This is a genomic window from Sulfitobacter aestuarii (genome assembly GCF_042685005.1).
In the GTDB taxonomy this organism is placed as follows: Bacteria; Pseudomonadota; Alphaproteobacteria; order Rhodobacterales; family Rhodobacteraceae; genus Sulfitobacter; species Sulfitobacter aestuarii.
Map to the genome: position 1 here is coordinate 67,089 of NZ_JBHUMP010000010.1, position 17,070 is coordinate 84,158.

A 17,070-nucleotide genomic window follows, 5' to 3' on the forward strand; every position below is an offset into this window, starting at 1 on the left:
GTCGCTGCACACATCCTGAGATTGGGCGGCCCAAGCGGGCCGCCTTTCATATTTGACCTGTGTGATGTTACGGCTTTTGGAGCAGGCGATCTTGTCGGCGCGTCGCCCTATCCATGCAGTCAGAGCCCGGAAGTCACTGGGAAAACACGCCGTGCATTCCCCGCCATCCGCTCAAACCGGGGCGGGCAGCTCCCCGTCAGGCAGCCAGCCCGCGTCGCGCAGCAAGGTCTCTGTCGCCCCCTCGACCTCTTCCTCGAGCCGTCGCATGAAATCCTGACGGCTCAGCCCCGGTTCGATCGGCGCGAGAAACTCCACCACCGCCAGGCCCGGACGCCGGAACAGCCCGCGACGGGGCCAGAAATAGCCGGCGTTGGTGGCGGCGGGCACGCAGGTCTGGCCGAGTTGCTGATAGAGCAGCGCCGTTCCGACCTTGTAGGGCACACGCAGGCCGGGTGCGACGCGCGTGCCCTGGGAATAGATCACCAGCTGGCCCGGATCGATCCGCCCGGCGTTCACATCCGCGAGCATCTTGGTGATTGCCTGCCCGCGCTTGCCGCGATCGACCGGGATCATCTGCATCCGCTTGGCATATTGACCGATCACCGGCATCCGCAGGATCTCGCGTTTCATAATGAAACGGGCGCGCGGCAAGGCATGGAAGATCATCAATATGTCGAGGAAGGACTGGTGTTTGGACGCGATCAGCACTTCGCCCTGGGGCACGTCGCCGCGCACTTCGCAGCGCAGCCCGATCATCCAGCGCGCGCTCCAGATCGCCCAGCCCGCATAGGTCTTGGAGGCGCGATAGGCACCGCGTTTGGAAAACAGCGCCCAGGGGGCGAAAACCAGGCCGATCACCGGCATGGCGATGGTAAGCTGCACGATATAGAGGATCGAGCGCACCCATTGCAACATCAGGCAAGCTCCCTCAGCACCCGGCGCGCCGCCTTGCCCGTCGCGAGGAAGGCCACGGCGGCGGCGAGCAACGGCACCAGAAACGGCGCCAGCCAGCCCCAACCCGCAAAGCCGAGCCCGGTCAGGAACCCGCCCTCGTCCGACGCGGCGGGCAAGAGCAGCACTGCCAGCACGCCGAGCATGGTTCCCGCGGCGGCGCCCGACAGCGCCCGCAAAGTGAAACGCCGGATGAAAGCCTGGGCGATATAGCTGTCGGTGGCCCCGACCAGGCGCAGCACGGCGATGACCTGGGCATTGGCGGCAAGCGCCGCGCGTGCCGCCAGGGTGATCATCGCCGCCACTGTGGCCCCGATCAGCAGTGTGGAAAGCCAGCCGAGCAGCCGCAGCCGCGAGGCCGCCTGCACCAGCGGCGCGCGCCAGCGGGTGTGATCGTCAAGCACCGCGCCGGGCACTTCAGCGGAGAGCCGCAGCCGCAACCCGACGGGATCGAGCCCCGCGCCGTTTTCGATCACCTCGATCAGCCGCGGCACCGGCAGCGCGTCGAGCTCCATATCCGGCCCGAACCACGGCGCCAGCAACGCCTGCTGCTCCTCGTCGCTGAGCGCGCGGGCGCTGCCAACGCCCTTGGTCGTTTCAAGGATCCGCAGCGCCGCCTCGGTCTGCGCGCTGCGCTGATCGAGCGGCGCGACAATGCGGATCGTGGCCGATTGCGCCAGCTCCTCGCCCCAGCGCTGCGCCAGCCGTCCGGAGGCCAGCGAAAGGGCGAGCGCGAACACCGCCAGAAACGCCATCGCAGCCGCGGCAAAAAGGGTGAGCTGCGCGGTGAAACCCGAAGGCGGCACCACCCGGTCGGCCTGTTTGTCCCGGCTGAAAAGGGCGCGCAGCGCGCGCAGATCGAACTTCACAAATCGGCCCCCGCCAGTTGAATGCGCCGGTTGGCGATGCGCAGCACCCGGGCCTGGACCTGCGCCTTGGTGGCGCGGATCAGACCGAGATCATGGGTGGCGATCAGCACGGTCTTGCCCATGCGGTTCAGCTCGACCAGGAGGCGCAGCAGACGCTGAGACATTTCCCAGTCCACGTTGCCCGTGGGCTCGTCCGCCAGAACCACATCGGGCGACATGATGACGGCACGGGCCAAAGCGGCCCGCTGCCGCTCGCCTCCCGACAATTCCGGCGGCAGCGCCGCGGCGCGGTGTTTCAGCCCGACCCAGGAAATCAGCTCGCCAAGATCTTCCCCGGCAGCCTCGGCATGGCGGCCCGATACGGTGAGCGGCAGCGCGATATTTGCGGTGACATCGAGATGGTCGAGGAATTGGACATCCTGGTGCACCACCCCGACCCGGCGTCGCAGCATCGCCACGTCATCGCGCGCGAGGCTGCGCACATCGGCGCCGAACAGGGTAAGCTGCCCCGCCGTCGGCAGCAGCGCGCCATAGCAGAGCTTCATCAGCGTGGTCTTGCCCGCCCCCGAGGGGCCAGTCAGAAAATGAAAGGATCCGGGCGCCAATTTCAGCGTGATATCCGACAGCAATTCACCGCCGCCATAGCTGTAGGCCACATTTTCCAGCTCGATCACGAAGCACCTCGTCACATTCGACCTGTTGTGCCCCAGCACCGCTCGGGATTCAATGCGCCAGATGGCCGGGCGCGGCGGCATTTGCACTTTTACTGCCCCTGCCGAGCCCATATGCTGAGCCCCGATAGTGAATTGTGGGTTCTAGTATGCGCCAGGCAACGACATGCGGCTGATTTGCCCGAATTGTGACGCTCAATACGAGGTGCCCGATGAGGTGATCCCGGCGGCGGGGCGCGATGTGCAATGTTCCAACTGCGGCCAGACCTGGTTTCAGCATCATGGCTCCGGCCCGGATGAGGAGAGCGACGCGGACGCCGCGCCGGAGGCAGCCGACGAAACCGATCCAGACCCGCAGGACGACACGCCGCCTCCCCCCGATCCGGCGCCCGCCGTCGCCCCGCAGCCTCGACAGCTCGACCCGAGCGTTGCCGATATCCTGCGCCAGGAGGCCGAGGCGGAACAGGCCGCGCGCAAACGCCGACAGCAGGGCGAAACGCTCGACAGCCAGCCCGATCTCGGCCTGGAAAACGGCGCCGATCCGCAGCCGCCAAGCGCCACCCGTTCCGTGATGCCGGAACCGGGAGCAGCGCCCGGGCCGGACCGGACACCAACGGCCGATCAGCCCGACACGCCCCCGCAGGGGGACGCCGCCTCCGATGACGGCCGCAGCGCGGAAGCGCGCGCACGCATGGCGCGGCTGCGGGGCGAGCCGATACCGGCGGAGCCTGCCACCTCCGCCGCGGCGGTCTCTTCGCGGCGCGAATTGCTGCCCGATATCGAGGAAATCAACTCCACCCTGCGCAGCGGCAGCGAGCGCCCCCGCAGGCAATCCATAACGCCGCGCAGATACGAGGAACCGGAACCGCGCAAGCGGCGCACGGGCGGTTTCCGCGCCGGTTTCGCGCTGGTCCTCGCATTGGCCGCGATCCTCGCCCTTCTCTATGCCTATGCGCCGCAGATCGCGCGCGCGGTGCCGCAGGTCGATCCCTGGCTCTCGGCCTATGTGGCGCAGATCGACTCGGCCCGGCTGGCGCTCGATGCCGCGGTCCAGGACCTCCTGCGCTGGCTCGATGACAAGGCGGCGCAATCCGGCGGCTGATCCGCCGCGTTGCAGCACTAGAACCGTTCCAGCAACCGTTTGAGATAATCCCGCTCGACCTCGGGCCGTGCCGTCTCGCCCGAGCGGCGGCGGATCTCGTCAAGCAGCCGCCTTGCGCGGTCCTGCCCGTTCTCGCCCTCGGCCAGCGGCGCATCGCTGCCCGACGCGCCATTGCCGCCCTGTTCACGCCCCAGCGGATCCCGATTGGCGCTGCGCCGGTCGGCCTCGGCGGTGCCCTGACCGGGCGCACCATCGCGCTCCTCCTGCGCCATCGCCTCGCCGAGCGCGCGCATCCCCTCGCGCAGAGCCTCCATCGCCTGTGCCTGATTGTCGATCGCACCGGGCAGGTCATTGTCGCGCAATGCCTGTTCGGCCGAATCCATCGCCCGCCCGGCCCGTCCGAGCGCATCGCGCGCGGCGCGTCCCTCGGGGCTGGCCTGACCGGGCAATTGCCCCTGCTGGCGTTTCAGCTCCTCGCGCAGCGCCCGTTGTCGCTCCGCAAGGCCCTCTTCGCTCGGCTCCGCGCCGTCATCGCCGTCCTGCGCCCCGCGCCGCCCCTGTTGCGGATCCCCGCTGCCTTGGCCCTGACCGTTCTGACCGTCGTGCTGCTGACCGCGCCCCTGTCCGCCGTCGCGCCCCTCGTTGCCCTGGCTCTCGCCGGCATTGGCACCGGGGTTGAACTGTTCCTGCAGATCGCGGAACGCCTGATCGCTGAGCCCCTGCTGTTCACGCAGCGTGTCCGACAGCCCTTCCATCGCCTGCTCGCCGGGGCTCTGACCCGCCTCACCGGGCTGCCCCTCGGTGACGCGCATGTTCTCCATCATTTCCTGGAACTCGCGCAGTGCCTGTTCGGCCTCGGCCATGCGGCCCTCTTCCATCAACTGCTGAATACGGTCCATCATCCGTTGCAGATCATCCTGGGTCATCTGCATGGAGTCACCTGGCGGCTGCTGGCCTTCCTGACCGCTGCCCTTCTCGGCCTGCTGGCGCCGCAATTGCCGCAGATATTCCTCCGTCGCCTGACGCAGCTCATCCATCAGCTGCGCGATCTCCTCATCCGACGCGCCGTTCTTCATCGCCTCGCCAAGCCGCTCCTGCGCGCGGCGCATCCGCTCCAGCGCATCGGCGAGCACGCCCTCCTCGATCTCGATCGCCAGCCCCCAGAGCTCCTCGGCAATCTCGGCCCGGACCTCCTCATCGAGCCCAAAACGCGCACGCAGCTCCAGCCGCTCGATCTGGCGGCGCAGCCGCAGCAGCAAGGTCTGCGAGCGGAAGATATCCTCCGGCAGATGGGTCACCGCCTTGAGCACTTGGGTGATGCGCCGGGCATTGTCGCGCGACCAGAGCAGATCGCGTCGCATCTCGATCACCGCCGCCGCCAGCGGATCGAAGAACCGCCGCCCCGGCAGAACCAACGCTGCAGGCTCGGCCCGACCGATCTGCTCGGCGGCGTCGAGCACGCTCAAGGATACGCGGACCGGCAGGTTGGCCCAGGGGTGTTTGGAGAAATCCTCGATCAGGTTTTCCTCGAAATCGCGGCGGTCCCCGGCGATCGGGGTCGGCAGCGGCACCAAGATCTCCGGTCGCGGTTCCGGTGCGACGCTGAGCCCGTACCGTCGTTCCACCGAGGCCAGATCGAGCCGGATCCGCGCCTCCCCCGCCGCGACGCCGTAATCGTCGCTCGCGCTGAAGGGCAATCGCGTCTCGCCGAGCGCCGAGACCTCCGGCGCGCCGCTGACCGATACGCGCGGCGAGGCATCGGGCAGCATCACCACGTCCCAGCTTTGCCCACCCGGGCCGGAAACGGTGATCTCCCCGCTCCGGCGCACCGCGAAATCCTGCGCCGTGACATTGTCCGATGACGCCACTTCGCCACGTCCCGAAACCGTTTCCGACAGGCCAAGCGCCCCGACCTCGCCATAGAGCCGCAGGGTGACCAAGGTGCCCTCGGGCAGGGTCAAGCTCCCGCCCTTCTGATCGTTGAGGTAAAGCGTCGGCTTGCCGGTATAGCGCGGCGGCTCCGCCCAGCCCTCCCAGACCGGCCCCCCCGCAAGCCCAGGCCCACCGCCCGGGGCCATGTCGGCCACCGAGGAGATCCGCCAGAACGATCCGAACATCAGCGCGACCGCGAAAGCCAGCAGCGCCACATAGCGCAGCGCATAGGGATCGCGGCGTGCGATACGCAGATCACCGGGCACGCCCCGGGCGCGGGCGGCACGCTCTGCCATGCGCCGCTGATGCGCCCGCCAGAGCGCCATGGCGTCAGCGTCCCCCTGCCCGATCGCCGCCTCGTCAAGCAAGGCCGAAATCGGCCGCCCCGGGAGACTGGCATCGAGCCGCGCCAGCGCCGCCGCCCGGCCCGGGCGCCGCAGATGCCGCCCCGCATAGAGCAGCGACAGGCCACCCAGCAGCAGCAACAGGACGGCAATTCCCCAGATGATCTCGATGCGCAGCGCATCCTGCACCCCCATCATCAGCGCCGCGAGGCCAAGCAGGATCAGGCTCGTGAACGGCCAGAGGCTCTGCACCAGCGTCTCCGCCCACATCCCCGCCCAGGTCAGCCGCAACGGCCACCGCAGCCGGGCGAGGCTGGCGTGCAGGTCATCCGGGGTGAATCTGGCCATATTCAAGGATCTCCCGCGCTTTTCGGGCGGGACGCCCTCAAAGCCAATGAGGGATGGTATCGCGATTTATCATTTCGTCAAAGCTCGGCCTTGCGCGGATGATCGCGAATTGATCGCCCTGCACCAACACCTCGGGGATCAGCGGACGCGAATTATACTCGCTCGCCATTACGGCGCCGTAGGCCCCCGCAGAGCGGAACGCCACGAGGTCCCCCGCCTTGAGCGGCGCCATCATGCGCTGGCGTGCGAAGGTATCGCCGCTCTCGCAAACCGGGCCGACCACATCATAAGGCTGCTGCTCGACCCCCGGCGCCGGTTCGATCACCGGCACGATATCGTGATAGGCGTCATACATCGCCGGGCGGATCAGGTCATTCATCGCCCCGTCGAGGATCAGGAAATCACGACCCTCGCCGGATTTAACATAGATCACCGCGCTGACCATCAACCCGGCATTCCCGGCGATCAGCCGCCCCGGCTCGATCTCGATCTCGCAGCCAAGATGCCCGAGCGTGCGCTGCACCATGGCGCCGTAATCGGTCGGCAGCGGCGGCGCGGCGTTGGAGCGTTCGTAAGGAATGCCAAGCCCGCCGCCGAGATCCAGCCGCCTGATGTCATGGCCCTCGCCCCGCAGGATCTCGGTCAGCTCGGCGACCTTCTGATAGGCCTGTTCAAAGGGCGCCAGATCGGTCAGCTGGCTGCCGATATGCACGTCGATCCCGACCACGTCGAGCCCCGGCAGATCGGCGGCCATGCGATAGACCTCGCGCGCCCGGGCGATCGGGATGCCGAACTTGTTCTCGGATTTGCCGGTGGCGATCTTGGCGTGGGTCTTGGCATCGACATCCGGATTGACCCGGATGGTGATCGGCGCCACCACCCCGAGCTCGCGTGCTACTGCATTGAGCACCAGCATCTCCGGCTCGCTCTCGACGTTGAACTGGCGAATGCCGCCCTCCAGCGCCAGCCGGATCTCCCCGGCGGTCTTGCCGACCCCGGAAAACACGATCCGCTCGCCCGGCACCCCGGCGGCGCGGGCGCGCCGGTATTCCCCGCCCGAGACCACATCCATCCCCGCACCGGCCTGCGCCAGCGTGCGCAGCACCGCCTGGTTGGAATTGGCCTTCATCGCGTAACAGACCAGATGCGGCATCCCGGCAAGCGCCTCGTCGAACAGGTGATAATGGCGCAGCAGGGTCGCGGTAGAATAGACGTAGAACGGCGTGCCGACGGCAGCGGCGATCTCGCTCACGGCGACATCTTCCGCAAAGAGTGCCCCGTCCCGATAGAGAAAATGATCCATGTTTCTTTATGCCCCAAATACTCGCGCGCGCAGCGCGCCCACCCTATCGAACCGGCGCCGTCCGAAGAAACAGATAGAGCGGCAGCCCGCAGCTCACCCCAATACAGAACGTTGCCGGAATGGCAATCAGCGCGACCCAATTGCGCCGCACCGCCACCTCGGCCAGCACCCAGATGCTCAACGTCACCGCCGCGATGGTCAGGTCCCAGACCAATGCGCTGGTGGCCGCATTGACATGCCATGCGGCCACTAGCGCAGCCAGATCAAAGTCATGCTCGCGAAACCAGCGCGGGAACCAGAGCATCGGATGCGTCGCGCCCCAGAGGGCCAGTCCCAGATAGGTCAGACGCAGCAGCGACATTTCAGAAATTTCTTACCACACCGATGTTGGCATGGCCGGACACATGCAGCCCCGGCTCTGTATTGCTCGGCATCTGCCGCTCGTGCGGTGCAGGCGAGGAGCCGGCGTTCGGCCCGGCGCAGCCCGTAAGCACGGCAAGGCCAAGCGCCACAATGACCGCACGGCTCACAGCCCGAGCCCCAACGACAGGCTCACCGGCCCCTGGCGCAGCCCGACCCGTGTCGCCGCCGAAACGCCGCCGCTTGATATGGTGACCTGCGCGGCGCCGGTCGGGCGCACCGGTTCGCCGTCGACACCGCAGGCAGCCAGCGCCAGCAGCGTCGGGATCAGGGCTATTCTCAGCATCCGAAAATTTCCTTCCAACGGGCGACCTGTTCGCGCACCCGCGTCGGGGCGGTGCCGCCATAGGACATGCGCGAATTGACCGAATTTTCGACGCCAAGCACGCCGAACACGTCCTCGGTGATCTCTGTATGTACCGATTGCATCTGTTCCAGGCTCAGATCCGGCAGGTCGCAGCCCTGTTTCTCGGCCATCGCCACCAGCGTGCCGGTAACGTGATGCGCATCGCGGAACGGCAGGCCCGGCACCCGCACCAGCCAGTCGGCAAGGTCTGTAGCGGTGGAAAAACCACTGCCCGCCGCCGCCGCCAGATTTTCGCGGTTGGCATTCATGTCGCGCACCATGCCCTCCATCGCGGCCAGCGCCAGCATCAAGTTGTCGGCCGCGTCGAATACCTGTTCCTTGTCTTCCTGCATGTCCTTGGAATAGGCCAGCGGCAGCCCCTTCATCACCATCATCAACGCCGTGTTGGCGCCGAAGATCCGGCCGACCTTGGCCCGGATCAGCTCAGCGGCATCGGGGTTCTTCTTCTGCGGCATGATGCTGGAGCCGGTCGAGAACCGGTCGGACAGCGCCACGAAACGGAACTGCGCGGAGGACCAGATCACCAGCTCTTCGGCGAAGCGGCTGAGATGCATCGCACAGATGCTGGCCGCCCCGAGAAATTCCAGCGCGAAATCGCGATCGCTCACCGCGTCGAGACTGTTGGCCGAGGGCGCGTCAAAGCCGAGCGCCTCGGCGGTCATCTGGCGGTCGATCGGGAAAGACGTCCCGGCCAGCGCCGCGGCCCCGAGCGGGCATTCGTTCATGCGCTTGCGCGCGTCGCGGATGCGGCTCAGATCCCGGCCGAACATCTCGACATAGGCCATCATGTGATGGCCCCAGGTCACCGGCTGCGCGGTCTGCAGATGGGTGAAGCCGGGCATCACCCAATCGGCCCCGGCCTCGGCCTGACCCAGCAGTGCGACAATAAGCGCGCTCAGCCCGGATTCGGCCGCGTCGAGCTGATCGCGAACCCAGAGTTTGAAGTCGGTCGCCACCTGGTCATTGCGCGAACGTCCTGTATGCAAGCGCCCGGCAGGCTCTCCGATCACTTCCTTGAGCCGCGCCTCGACATTCATGTGAATGTCCTCCAGCGCCGCCGAGAAGGCGAAATCGCCGCATTCGATCTCTGACAAGATCGTGAGAAGCCCTTCCCGAATGGCGTCGGCATCGCTATCACTCAGGATGCCCGTCGCCGCGAGCATCGCGGCATGGGCGCGCGACCCGGCGATGTCCTGGGCGGCCATGCGTTTGTCGAACGAGATAGAGGCGTTGATCGCCTCCATGATCGCGTCCGGCCCGGCAGCGAAACGGCCACCCCACATCTTGTTCGAGTTCGTGTCAGTCATGTGCAATACCCTTGGAGGGACCTATGAGATCTGTCGTGCTTGCCTTCGTTTATACGGCCCTTGCCCTCGGTGCAAACCCCGCCGTCGCCGCCAGCACCGAGATCAGCGCCCTGCGCGAAGGCGATATGAAGAAGCTGGCGGTGCATGAATCCCCGCAGGCGACATCGGACGCCGCTTTCGACCTCGAAGATGGGGGCGGCAAGGCCAGCCTGACCGATTTCCGCGGCAAGCATCTTCTGGTCAATTTCTGGGCCACCTGGTGTGCCCCCTGTCGCACCGAGATGCCGCAGCTCAACGCGCTGCAAAAGCAATATGGCGGTGAGGACTTCCAGGTTCTGACCATCGCCACCGGGCGCAATTCGCCGGAAGGTATCCAGCGGTTCTTCGACGAGGCCGGGATCGACAGCCTGCCGCGCCACCAGGACCCGAAACAGGCACTGGCCAGCCAGATGGGTGTCTTCGGCCTGCCGATCACCGTGCTGATCGACCCCGAAGGTCGCGAGATCGCCCGGATGCAGGGCGATGCGGATTGGTCGAGCGACAGCGCCAAGGCGATCATCGCCGCCCTGATCGAGGCCGAACCGGAAAGCTGAGCACCCCCTGCCGCGCCACCCGGACGGCGCGGTTCAGGCTGTGTGTCTGAGGATCGCCGCTTCGGAAGCTGACAGGCTGCGCCGTGCGAAGCCGCCATAGCCATGCGGATCCTCTTCGAGCTGCGGGTAACAGGCCAGCAACCGCTGCCGGTCGCCCGCATCAAGCGCACTCAGCGCCGCCGAGGCCGGATGAAAGCTCTCGGTCTGCAGATTATTGGCCCAGAGCACCTGGTGGCAATCGAGCAGCAGGTGGATATAGGTGACCTCCCGCAGGGTGAGATCGACGCGCACCGCCGCGCCGTCGATCAGATCCCGCGCCGCTACCAGCACTTCCGGCGTGTTGAAGAGGCTTTGCGCCGCCCGTCCCTCGATCAGCAGTCGATGTTCGGGCGAGACCAGCAGATCGCCTTCCGGCCGCCCGGCGCCGAAGAGATCGCCGCGCAGCCGCACCGGGCGCAGACGCGGCATTGCGAAGAGCCGTGCCCCGCTCATCCGCCGACTGCCGATCCAGCGGATCGGCTGGGGACCGTTGTCCTTGGTCTGCACCAGATCGCCCTCGCGCAGATCCTCGACCAGCACCACCCCGTTCGGCGTGCGGATCCGGGTGCCGGGCGTGAAACAGATCACTCCGCCGCCGCTCATCGCATCCGGCGCGCTGACCGAGGCGCCCAGTGTATGGTGCACGATCCAGAGATCGCTGTTGCGCGGCGGTATCTCGTCCAGAAACATCAAGAGCGGCTGGCGGCCTTCGCCGAGCTCGATCAGCGTCACGGTATAGCTTTGCGCACCATCGGTGACGACAAAGGAATTATGCAGCATCGGCAGCGGATCGACCGCCCGCGCCGGATGCGGCTCCGGCGTGCCGTCCTGCGCCAGCGCCGCCCCGACGAGGCGGTGCACCATACGTGCCGCGCGCCTGCGCAATGCCTCGGCACCGTCCGCCTGATCCAGTCGCAAAATATCATTCGGGCCATCGACCCGAACCGCGTCCCCGCGCCAGGCCCATGCCGCCCCCAACTTGAGTTGCGTCAGCGGCGCGGCGTCGAGCCCGTCTATTTCCGTTTGCGACCAGCTGATGACGAACGTGCCACGAAAGCCCGTCTTCATTCTGCTGCCTGCCTGCCTGCCTCGATTATTATTGGCCAGAGGCTAACAAAATGGCAGCCAGCCGAAAAGCAGTGAATCCGCCTTGCCATCGACCTGTTGCAAATTGATCTTCGGCGCTCATCTGCAAGTCGCGGCGCACCGGTTCAAAATCGCAGGTTGACCCGCAGCGAACCGATGAATTGGCCCTCGTCCTGCCCTTCGAACTCCGCGCCGAGCCAGGAGAGCCCGTAAAAGGCCGAGGCGCCCTCGCCCTGCCAATGCAGCCCGGCGCGCAGCCGGTCGCGATGTCCGTTGAGCTCCAGTCCGCGATCTTCGGGCAGGTAGATCGAATCGCTCACATGGGCAATGTCGCCGCCGAGCACGAAGCTGAAACCCGTCGCATCGCCGTTCTGCACCGCGCGGTAGCGCTGGCCGCTGCCCGGATCACGGATCAAAAGGTCATTGCGTGTAACGTTGCCGAAGGTTAGGTCGAAACCGGTTCGGACGAGGTCCTCCACCCCGGCACGCGCCTCGACAAAGGGCCGCAGTTCCAGCCTGTCGGTAAGGGCGAGGTCCCGTCCCGTCTCGATCACCAGACGCGGATGCAGACCGTTGCCGATCTGATCCGCGCGGGTCGCATCCGACAGCGCGCCCTCGCCCAGCACCTCATGGAACTCGCCGTGCAGATTGCTCAGCCCGGTGTTCGGCCCGGTTGCCACGAGATCACCGCCGAGGGAGAATTCGAGACCGCCGCTCTGGTAATGGCTGTGCAGCCCGAGCGACAGGGCCCCCGCATACGGCCGATCCCCCGGAGCTGCCTCGTTGAGATTTTCCGGCGCCAGCACGTCCAGCCCGAAGCGCAGCTCCCAAAGCGCGCCGAGCCGGTCTGGCAACGCGCCCTGCCACTTCGGCCCCCAGACATGCGAGGCGCTGATCGCGCCGCTGCGCCAGCGGTCCTTGCCATCGCCGAGGAAATCGTTGCTGATCAGCCGCCCGCCGCCGAGATAGGATCGCTCATCGGCCTGCGCGGCCGTGAGGCCGAGCAGAGAGACGCACAGCGCCAAGGCAATTGGTCGAAACATGGTCTCCATCCCGCTCCTGAGGCCCCCGACAGGGGACCTCAATAGGTGATGGAAACAGATCTGACCAGTGCAGCAACGCAACAATCCCAGATTGTCTTCCCCGCTGCACGATGCTTCAGCCGAGCACTTCCCGAACTGAATCCTTCAGCTTGCTCGCGATCTCGTCGACATCGTCCCGGGTGAGGCAGAAGGGCGGCGCGAAGCCGATGATATCTCCCTGCGGCATCGCCCGTCCGATTACCCCGCGGCGCAGCAGCGCCGCATTGACCGAGGCGGCGACCGTCTTGCTGGCGTCGAAATAGCGGCGGTCGTCACGATCCTCCACGAATTCGACCGCGCAGAGCATCCCCTCGCCGCGCACGTCGCCGACATTCGCATGATCGCCCACCGCCTCGCGCAGCGCCTGGTTGAGATAGGCGCCGGTCTCCCCGGCGTTCTGCACCAGGTTGAGCTCGTCGATCAGCCGCAGGTTGGCGACCCCGGCCGCCGCCCCGATCGGATGCGCCGAATAGGTCCAGCCATGGCCGAAGGCGCCAAATTCGTCGGTGCCGCGCTCCAGCACCTGCCAGACCTTGTCGTTGATGATCGAGCCCGACAGCGGCGCATAGGCCGAGGTCAGGCCCTTGGCGATGGTGATGATATCGGGGCGGATGCCGTAATGATCGCTGCCGAACATCGAGCCGAGCCGCCCGAAACCGGTCACCACCTCGTCGGCGATCAGCAGGATATCATGCTTGTCGAGCACCGCCTGGATCTTCTCCCAATAACCCGCGGGCGGCGGCACGATGCCCCCGGTGCCGAGCACCGGCTCCCCGATGAAGGCGGCGATCGTGTCCGCGCCCTCGCGTTCGATCATCGCTTCGAGCTCGGCGACGCAATGATCGGTGAACTGCTCCTCGCTCTGGCTCAGGTCATCACGGCGGAAGTAATAGGGCGCCTCGGTATGCAGGAAGCGGTCGAATGGCAGGTCGAACTTATCATGAAACAGCTTCAGGCCGGTCAGCGAACCATTGACCAGCCCGGAGCCGTGATAGCCGCGCCAGCGCGAGATGATCTTCTTCTTTTCGGGGCGGCCCAGCACGTTGTTGTAATACCAGACGATCTTGACGTTCGTGGTATTGGCATCCGACCCGCCCAGCCCATAATAGACCTTGGACATGCCCTTGGGCGCGCGGTCGAGCACCATCTTCGACAGGGTGATCGACGCCTCGGTGCCATGGCCGACATAGGCGTGATAATAGGCCAACTCGCGGGCCTGATCGGCAATCGCCTCGGCGATCTCCTGACGGCCGTAGCCGACATTGACGCAATAGAGCCCGGCAAAGGCATCGAGCAGCTCGCTCCCGTCCCGATCGGTGATCCGGCAGCCCGACGCGGTCTTGATCACCCGCTGCGGGGCATTGCCGCGGGCGAATTCCGCCAGATGGGTCGAAGGGTGGAAGAAGTTCTCGCGGTCCCATTCTTCAAGTTGATCGTTCTTCAGCATGTCCGGTCCTTCATGATGATTGCCGCCCCCGAGGGCGATTCTTGTCGCCAGACTAGACGTGAACGGCGCGAATGAGCATTGGTTCTCGCGGCGCGGGGCAGAATAAACATCTGTCCCGACAACCTGCCGCAGACGTTTCTTCTGCTCAATCGCCGGGCAGCGGCGGCGGCGTGGATTTGATCGGTTTCGTCACGATATAGCCGAAATAGCGGTCGATCCCGATCTCGCCGTCCAGCAGGTCATCCATGAGATGCTGATAGGCATCGACATCGCGCACCACCAGCCGCAGCATGTAATCGACGCCGCCACCGATCGCCCAGCAATCGCAGACCTGCGGAAGCTCCTGCACCGCGTTTTCGAAACGGCGGAAATCTTCGGCGCGGTGACCCGAGAGGGTGACCTGCACCAGAACTTCCGTCACCGGCGCGAGCTTGCGCAGTTCCACCAGCGCCCGATAGCCGGAGATATAACCCGCATCCTCAAGCCGCTTCAGCCGCTCCCAACACGGGCTCGGCGTCAGGTTCACCGCCTCGGCCAGCGCCCGTTTGGTCATCCGCCCCTGCCGCTGCAACTGACGCAGGATCGCCATGTCGTAGCTATCGAGTTTGGGCAGGGACGACATGGGCAGACCTCTCGTGACGCGAGGCCGCAATCTAGGCGGGCCGGCAGGGGGCGGCAAGATGGAACGCACCGGCAGGATACCGGCGCGATACCGGTGCGATACGGGAATGAAAAAGGCCCGCGCAATCGGCGGGCCCTCTCCTTCTCTCTCTGGAATGTCCGGTCCGGCTTATTCAGCGCAGGCGCGGATCTTCTCGATGTCCGGACCGTTCGGCGTGCGGCCGAGGTTGAACGGCGCCGAGGCATCGCGCCACTTTGCGTAATCCTCGAGATATTCCAGCTGGCTCAGATAGACCTTGGCGGAATCGGGGTTCTCGCAAGCGGTTTCCTCGATCACCGTGTTGGCCTGTTCCTGGATCTTGGCGAGGGTCTCGTCGTCATAGCGGGTGATCTCGATCCCGGCGTCCTGGAACTGCTGATAGGCCTCGGTGGCCCGCTTCTCGGTGAAGGACAGTGACCAGATCAGGTTGGCCTGGGCCGCGACCTTCAGGTCTTCCTGTGTCTCGGGGGACAGCGCATCCCAGGAGGCCTTGTTGATCATCACACCGAAGATCGATGCCGACTGGTGCCAGCCCGGAGTTGCCCAGTATTTGGTAACCTGCTGGAAACCGCCGGAGAAATCGACGTTCGGGGTGGAGAATTCGGCCCCGTCGATCACGCCGCGCTCCAGCGACTGATAGATCTCGCCACCGGCCATCGAAACCTGGCTGCCGCCGAGCTTTTCAAGCAGACGACCCTGCTCGAGCCCCGACAGGCGCAGGCGCATCCCCTGCAGATCGTCCACCGTCTCGATCTTCTTGTTGGTGCGGAAGCCGGATTCGTTGTTGGTCACGCCATAGGGCAGATAGACCATGCCGAACTTGCCGTAGATCTCGTTATAGAGATCGCCGCCGCCCCATTGCTCGATCCAGTTGACGTAATCGATCGCGTTGAACAGGCTTGCCGTGGTGGCCAGCGGCGAAAAGGCCGAGTTGCGCCCCGCCCAGTAACCGGGCCAGTCAGCCCCGGCCTGGATCGTGCCGGACTCGACCGCGCCAAAGACCTCGCCCGCAGGCACAAGCGCACCGCCTTCGAAGAATTCGATGGTCAGATCATCTCCGGTCAGCTTGTTGGCCAGCTCGACGAAATGCTTGTCGATCTCGATCAGCTCAAGCGAGGTCGGCCAGGTGGTGGTCATGGTCCAGCTTTCCTGCGCCACGGATTGCGTCGCAATCCCCGCGGCCAGGGCTACCCCCGCCAATACGGTCGTTTTCAAGGTCATGTTATCCTCCTCAGGTTACTTGGTATAAAGCGTGTCCGGCAGCCAGGTGACGAGCTGCGGAAACAGGGCGATGGCGACGCACATCAGCAGGATCAAGCCGATGAACGGCAGCACGCCGACGATGATCTGCGATGTCTTGACCGAGCGCGGCGCAATGGCGCGCAGGTAGAACAGCGCATAGCCGAATGGCGGCGTCAGGAACGAGGTCTGCAGCACCACCGACATCAGCACGACGAACCACAGCAGGCTCACGTCCATTTCCTGCACGATCGGCAGGAAGATCGGGAAGGACAGCAGCACGATGCCGGTCCAGTCCAGGAAAGCGCCGAGGATGAAGACGATGAACATCATCATCGCGATCAGCAGCCATGGCGCCATGTCGAGGTTGCGGATGATCTCCTGCGTCGCGCGCAGACCGCCGGTGATGTTGAAGACGCCGGTGAAGGCCGTCGCGCCGATCACGATGAACAGGATCATCGCGGCGGTGCGCCCGGTCTCCAGCATCGCGCCGTAGAAATTGGCCAACGTGAACTTGCCGCGCAGGATCACGATCAGCAGGGCCAATGCGGCACCGATCGCCGAAGCTTCGGTCGCCGTGGCGATGCCCGCCAGCAGCGATCCGAGGATACCGAGGATCAGCACCAGCGGCGGCACCGCCTCGATTGCCAGCATCCGCATCAGCGCCGGTTTGCTGATCTTCTCGTCAGGCTCCACCGCCGGGGCCATGTCGGGGCGCACCACCGCGACGAAGAACACCCAGACCGCATAGAGCAGGCCCAGCACCACCCCGGGGATCATCGCCCCGGCAAAGAGCTCCCCCACCGACAGCGGCGAATAGCTCGCCATCAGGATCAGCATGATAGAGGGCGGAATGAGGATGCCAAGGCAGCCAGAAGCCGCGATCACCCCGGTGGTCAGCGTCGGGCTGTAGCCATATTGCAGCATCGGGCGCAGCGCCATCACCCCCATCACGGTGATCGAGGCGCCGATGATCCCGGTGGTCGCGGCCAGCAGGATCGAGATGAACACCACCGCCAGCGCCAGACCGCCGCGCACGTTGGACATCAGCAGGCGCAAGGATTCGAACATCTTGTCGGTCACCCCTGAATCCGACAGGAACCGCGCCATCAGGATGAACAGCGGAATGGCGATCAGGGTGAAATTGTCGAGTACATCGCCGAAGATCCGGTTGATCACGATGCCGAGCACCATCGGCTTGCCCGCGATCACCGCGCCGAGCACCGCGGTGCCTCCCAGAACGAAGGCCAGCGGATGGCCCATGAACAGGCCCAGCAACAGCAGGCCGAACATGCACAAAGCAATGATT

Annotated in this window: 17 protein-coding genes; 2 read left to right on the top strand and 15 right to left on the bottom strand. The window is 65.7% G+C overall.

All coding sequences use genetic code 11. The features are described 5' to 3' along the window. Window positions 1-171 precede the first annotated feature (171 nt). The 3 genes from ACFSUD_RS12380 to ACFSUD_RS12390 are packed head-to-tail and all read right to left on the bottom strand — an operon-like array spanning window position 172 to window position 2,494. On the bottom strand, window positions 172-915 hold the full coding sequence (locus ACFSUD_RS12380) for a lysophospholipid acyltransferase family protein (RefSeq protein WP_386374870.1): 744 nt from the start codon (window positions 913-915) through the stop codon (window positions 172-174). Then, window positions 915-1,820, bottom strand: a complete 906-nt coding sequence (locus ACFSUD_RS12385) for a cell division protein FtsX (RefSeq protein ID WP_386374872.1) — start codon at window positions 1,818-1,820, stop codon at window positions 915-917. Before ACFSUD_RS12385 ends, ACFSUD_RS12380 begins: the two co-directional genes overlap by 1 nt. Further along, window positions 1,817-2,494 (bottom strand): cell division ATP-binding protein FtsE, encoded by a 678-nt coding sequence (locus ACFSUD_RS12390; protein WP_386374874.1) that lies wholly within the window; start codon window positions 2,492-2,494, stop codon window positions 1,817-1,819. Before ACFSUD_RS12390 ends, ACFSUD_RS12385 begins: the two co-directional genes overlap by 4 nt. 163 nt (window positions 2,495-2,657) lie before the next feature. On the opposite strand from ACFSUD_RS12390, the gene ACFSUD_RS12395 reads away from it, so the two are divergent. After that, a complete protein-coding gene (locus ACFSUD_RS12395) occupies window positions 2,658-3,593 on the top strand; it encodes a zinc-ribbon domain-containing protein (protein WP_386374876.1) in 936 nt (311 codons plus the stop codon). A 17-nt stretch (window positions 3,594-3,610) separates the two neighbouring features. On the opposite strand, the gene ACFSUD_RS12400 is transcribed toward ACFSUD_RS12395, so the two are convergent. Genes ACFSUD_RS12400 through argH form a run of 6 tightly spaced genes read right to left on the bottom strand, consistent with a single transcriptional unit; the run spans window position 3,611 to window position 9,614 of the window. Beyond that, window positions 3,611-6,217, bottom strand: coding sequence for a TIGR02302 family protein (locus ACFSUD_RS12400; protein ID WP_386374878.1), 2,607 nt, complete (start codon window positions 6,215-6,217; stop codon window positions 3,611-3,613). A gap of 37 nt (window positions 6,218-6,254) precedes the next feature. Further along, the gene (lysA, locus tag ACFSUD_RS12405; RefSeq protein WP_386374880.1) at window positions 6,255-7,520 is read right to left on the bottom strand and encodes a diaminopimelate decarboxylase; all 1,266 of its coding nucleotides are present in this window, start codon (window positions 7,518-7,520) and stop codon (window positions 6,255-6,257) included. A gap of 43 nt (window positions 7,521-7,563) precedes the next feature. Next, complete coding sequence (locus ACFSUD_RS12410; protein ID WP_386374882.1) at window positions 7,564-7,881, bottom strand: DUF2834 domain-containing protein; 318 nt, start codon at window positions 7,879-7,881, stop codon at window positions 7,564-7,566. Window position 7,882: 1 nt separating this feature from the next. Next, the gene (locus ACFSUD_RS12415) at window positions 7,883-8,050 is read right to left on the bottom strand and encodes a hypothetical protein (RefSeq protein ID WP_386374884.1); all 168 of its coding nucleotides are present in this window, start codon (window positions 8,048-8,050) and stop codon (window positions 7,883-7,885) included. Continuing rightward, window positions 8,047-8,226, bottom strand: a complete 180-nt coding sequence (locus ACFSUD_RS12420; RefSeq protein ID WP_386374885.1) for a hypothetical protein — start codon at window positions 8,224-8,226, stop codon at window positions 8,047-8,049. Before ACFSUD_RS12420 ends, ACFSUD_RS12415 begins: the two co-directional genes overlap by 4 nt. Next, window positions 8,220-9,614: an argininosuccinate lyase gene (gene argH / locus ACFSUD_RS12425; RefSeq protein WP_386374887.1), complete on the bottom strand. Its 1,395-nt coding sequence runs from the start codon at window positions 9,612-9,614 to the stop codon at window positions 8,220-8,222. The genes ACFSUD_RS12420 and argH overlap by 7 nt, the downstream gene beginning before the upstream one ends. 23 nt (window positions 9,615-9,637) lie before the next feature. Here argH and ACFSUD_RS12430 point away from each other — a divergent pair, with 23 nt between their 5' ends. Next, complete coding sequence (locus ACFSUD_RS12430) at window positions 9,638-10,207, top strand: TlpA disulfide reductase family protein (protein WP_386374889.1); 570 nt, start codon at window positions 9,638-9,640, stop codon at window positions 10,205-10,207. Between the two features lie 33 nt (window positions 10,208-10,240). Here ACFSUD_RS12430 and ACFSUD_RS12435 read toward each other — a convergent pair whose 3' ends face one another. The 6 genes from ACFSUD_RS12435 to ACFSUD_RS12460 all read right to left on the bottom strand — a co-directional run bounded on the left by ACFSUD_RS12435 (window position 10,241) and on the right by ACFSUD_RS12460 (window position 17,054). After that, window positions 10,241-11,314, bottom strand: coding sequence for a Hint domain-containing protein (locus ACFSUD_RS12435; RefSeq protein ID WP_386374891.1), 1,074 nt, complete (start codon window positions 11,312-11,314; stop codon window positions 10,241-10,243). A 143-nt stretch (window positions 11,315-11,457) separates the two neighbouring features. After that, on the bottom strand, window positions 11,458-12,375 hold the full coding sequence (locus ACFSUD_RS12440) for a lipid A-modifier LpxR family protein (RefSeq protein WP_386374893.1): 918 nt from the start codon (window positions 12,373-12,375) through the stop codon (window positions 11,458-11,460). Between the two features lie 115 nt (window positions 12,376-12,490). Next, window positions 12,491-13,861 (bottom strand): aspartate aminotransferase family protein, encoded by a 1,371-nt coding sequence (locus ACFSUD_RS12445; protein WP_386374895.1) that lies wholly within the window; start codon window positions 13,859-13,861, stop codon window positions 12,491-12,493. Between the two features lie 145 nt (window positions 13,862-14,006). Next, window positions 14,007-14,483 (bottom strand): Lrp/AsnC family transcriptional regulator, encoded by a 477-nt coding sequence (locus ACFSUD_RS12450; RefSeq protein ID WP_386374897.1) that lies wholly within the window; start codon window positions 14,481-14,483, stop codon window positions 14,007-14,009. A 168-nt stretch (window positions 14,484-14,651) separates the two neighbouring features. Further along, window positions 14,652-15,743, bottom strand: coding sequence for a TRAP transporter substrate-binding protein DctP (gene dctP / locus ACFSUD_RS12455; protein ID WP_386374899.1), 1,092 nt, complete (start codon window positions 15,741-15,743; stop codon window positions 14,652-14,654). Window positions 15,744-15,758: 15 nt separating this feature from the next. Beyond that, window positions 15,759-17,054 carry a TRAP transporter large permease gene (locus ACFSUD_RS12460; RefSeq protein WP_386374999.1) on the bottom strand — a complete coding sequence of 432 codons (1,296 nt, stop codon included), beginning with the start codon at window positions 17,052-17,054 and terminating at the stop codon, window positions 15,759-15,761. Window positions 17,055-17,070: the final 16 nt, after the last annotated feature.

Coding starts and splice junctions, on each gene's coding strand:
- ACFSUD_RS12380 (WP_386374870.1), bottom strand. CDS start 915: ATGTTGCAATGGGTGCGCTCGATCCTCTATATCGTGCAGCTTACCATC.
- ACFSUD_RS12395 (WP_386374876.1), top strand. CDS start 2,658: ATGCGGCTGATTTGCCCGAATTGTGACGCTCAATACGAGGTGCCCGAT.
- ACFSUD_RS12400 (WP_386374878.1), bottom strand. CDS start 6,217: ATGGCCAGATTCACCCCGGATGACCTGCACGCCAGCCTCGCCCGGCTG.
- lysA (WP_386374880.1), bottom strand. CDS start 7,520: ATGGATCATTTTCTCTATCGGGACGGGGCACTCTTTGCGGAAGATGTC.
- ACFSUD_RS12410 (WP_386374882.1), bottom strand. CDS start 7,881: ATGTCGCTGCTGCGTCTGACCTATCTGGGACTGGCCCTCTGGGGCGCG.
- ACFSUD_RS12420 (WP_386374885.1), bottom strand. CDS start 8,226: ATGCTGAGAATAGCCCTGATCCCGACGCTGCTGGCGCTGGCTGCCTGC.
- argH (WP_386374887.1), bottom strand. CDS start 9,614: ATGACTGACACGAACTCGAACAAGATGTGGGGTGGCCGTTTCGCTGCC.
- ACFSUD_RS12430 (WP_386374889.1), top strand. CDS start 9,638: ATGAGATCTGTCGTGCTTGCCTTCGTTTATACGGCCCTTGCCCTCGGT.
- ACFSUD_RS12435 (WP_386374891.1), bottom strand. CDS start 11,314: ATGAAGACGGGCTTTCGTGGCACGTTCGTCATCAGCTGGTCGCAAACG.
- ACFSUD_RS12440 (WP_386374893.1), bottom strand. CDS start 12,375: ATGTTTCGACCAATTGCCTTGGCGCTGTGCGTCTCTCTGCTCGGCCTC.
- ACFSUD_RS12445 (WP_386374895.1), bottom strand. CDS start 13,861: ATGCTGAAGAACGATCAACTTGAAGAATGGGACCGCGAGAACTTCTTC.
- ACFSUD_RS12450 (WP_386374897.1), bottom strand. CDS start 14,483: ATGTCGTCCCTGCCCAAACTCGATAGCTACGACATGGCGATCCTGCGT.
- dctP (WP_386374899.1), bottom strand. CDS start 15,743: ATGACCTTGAAAACGACCGTATTGGCGGGGGTAGCCCTGGCCGCGGGG.
- ACFSUD_RS12460 (WP_386374999.1), bottom strand. CDS start 17,054: ATGTTCGGCCTGCTGTTGCTGGGCCTGTTCATGGGCCATCCGCTGGCC.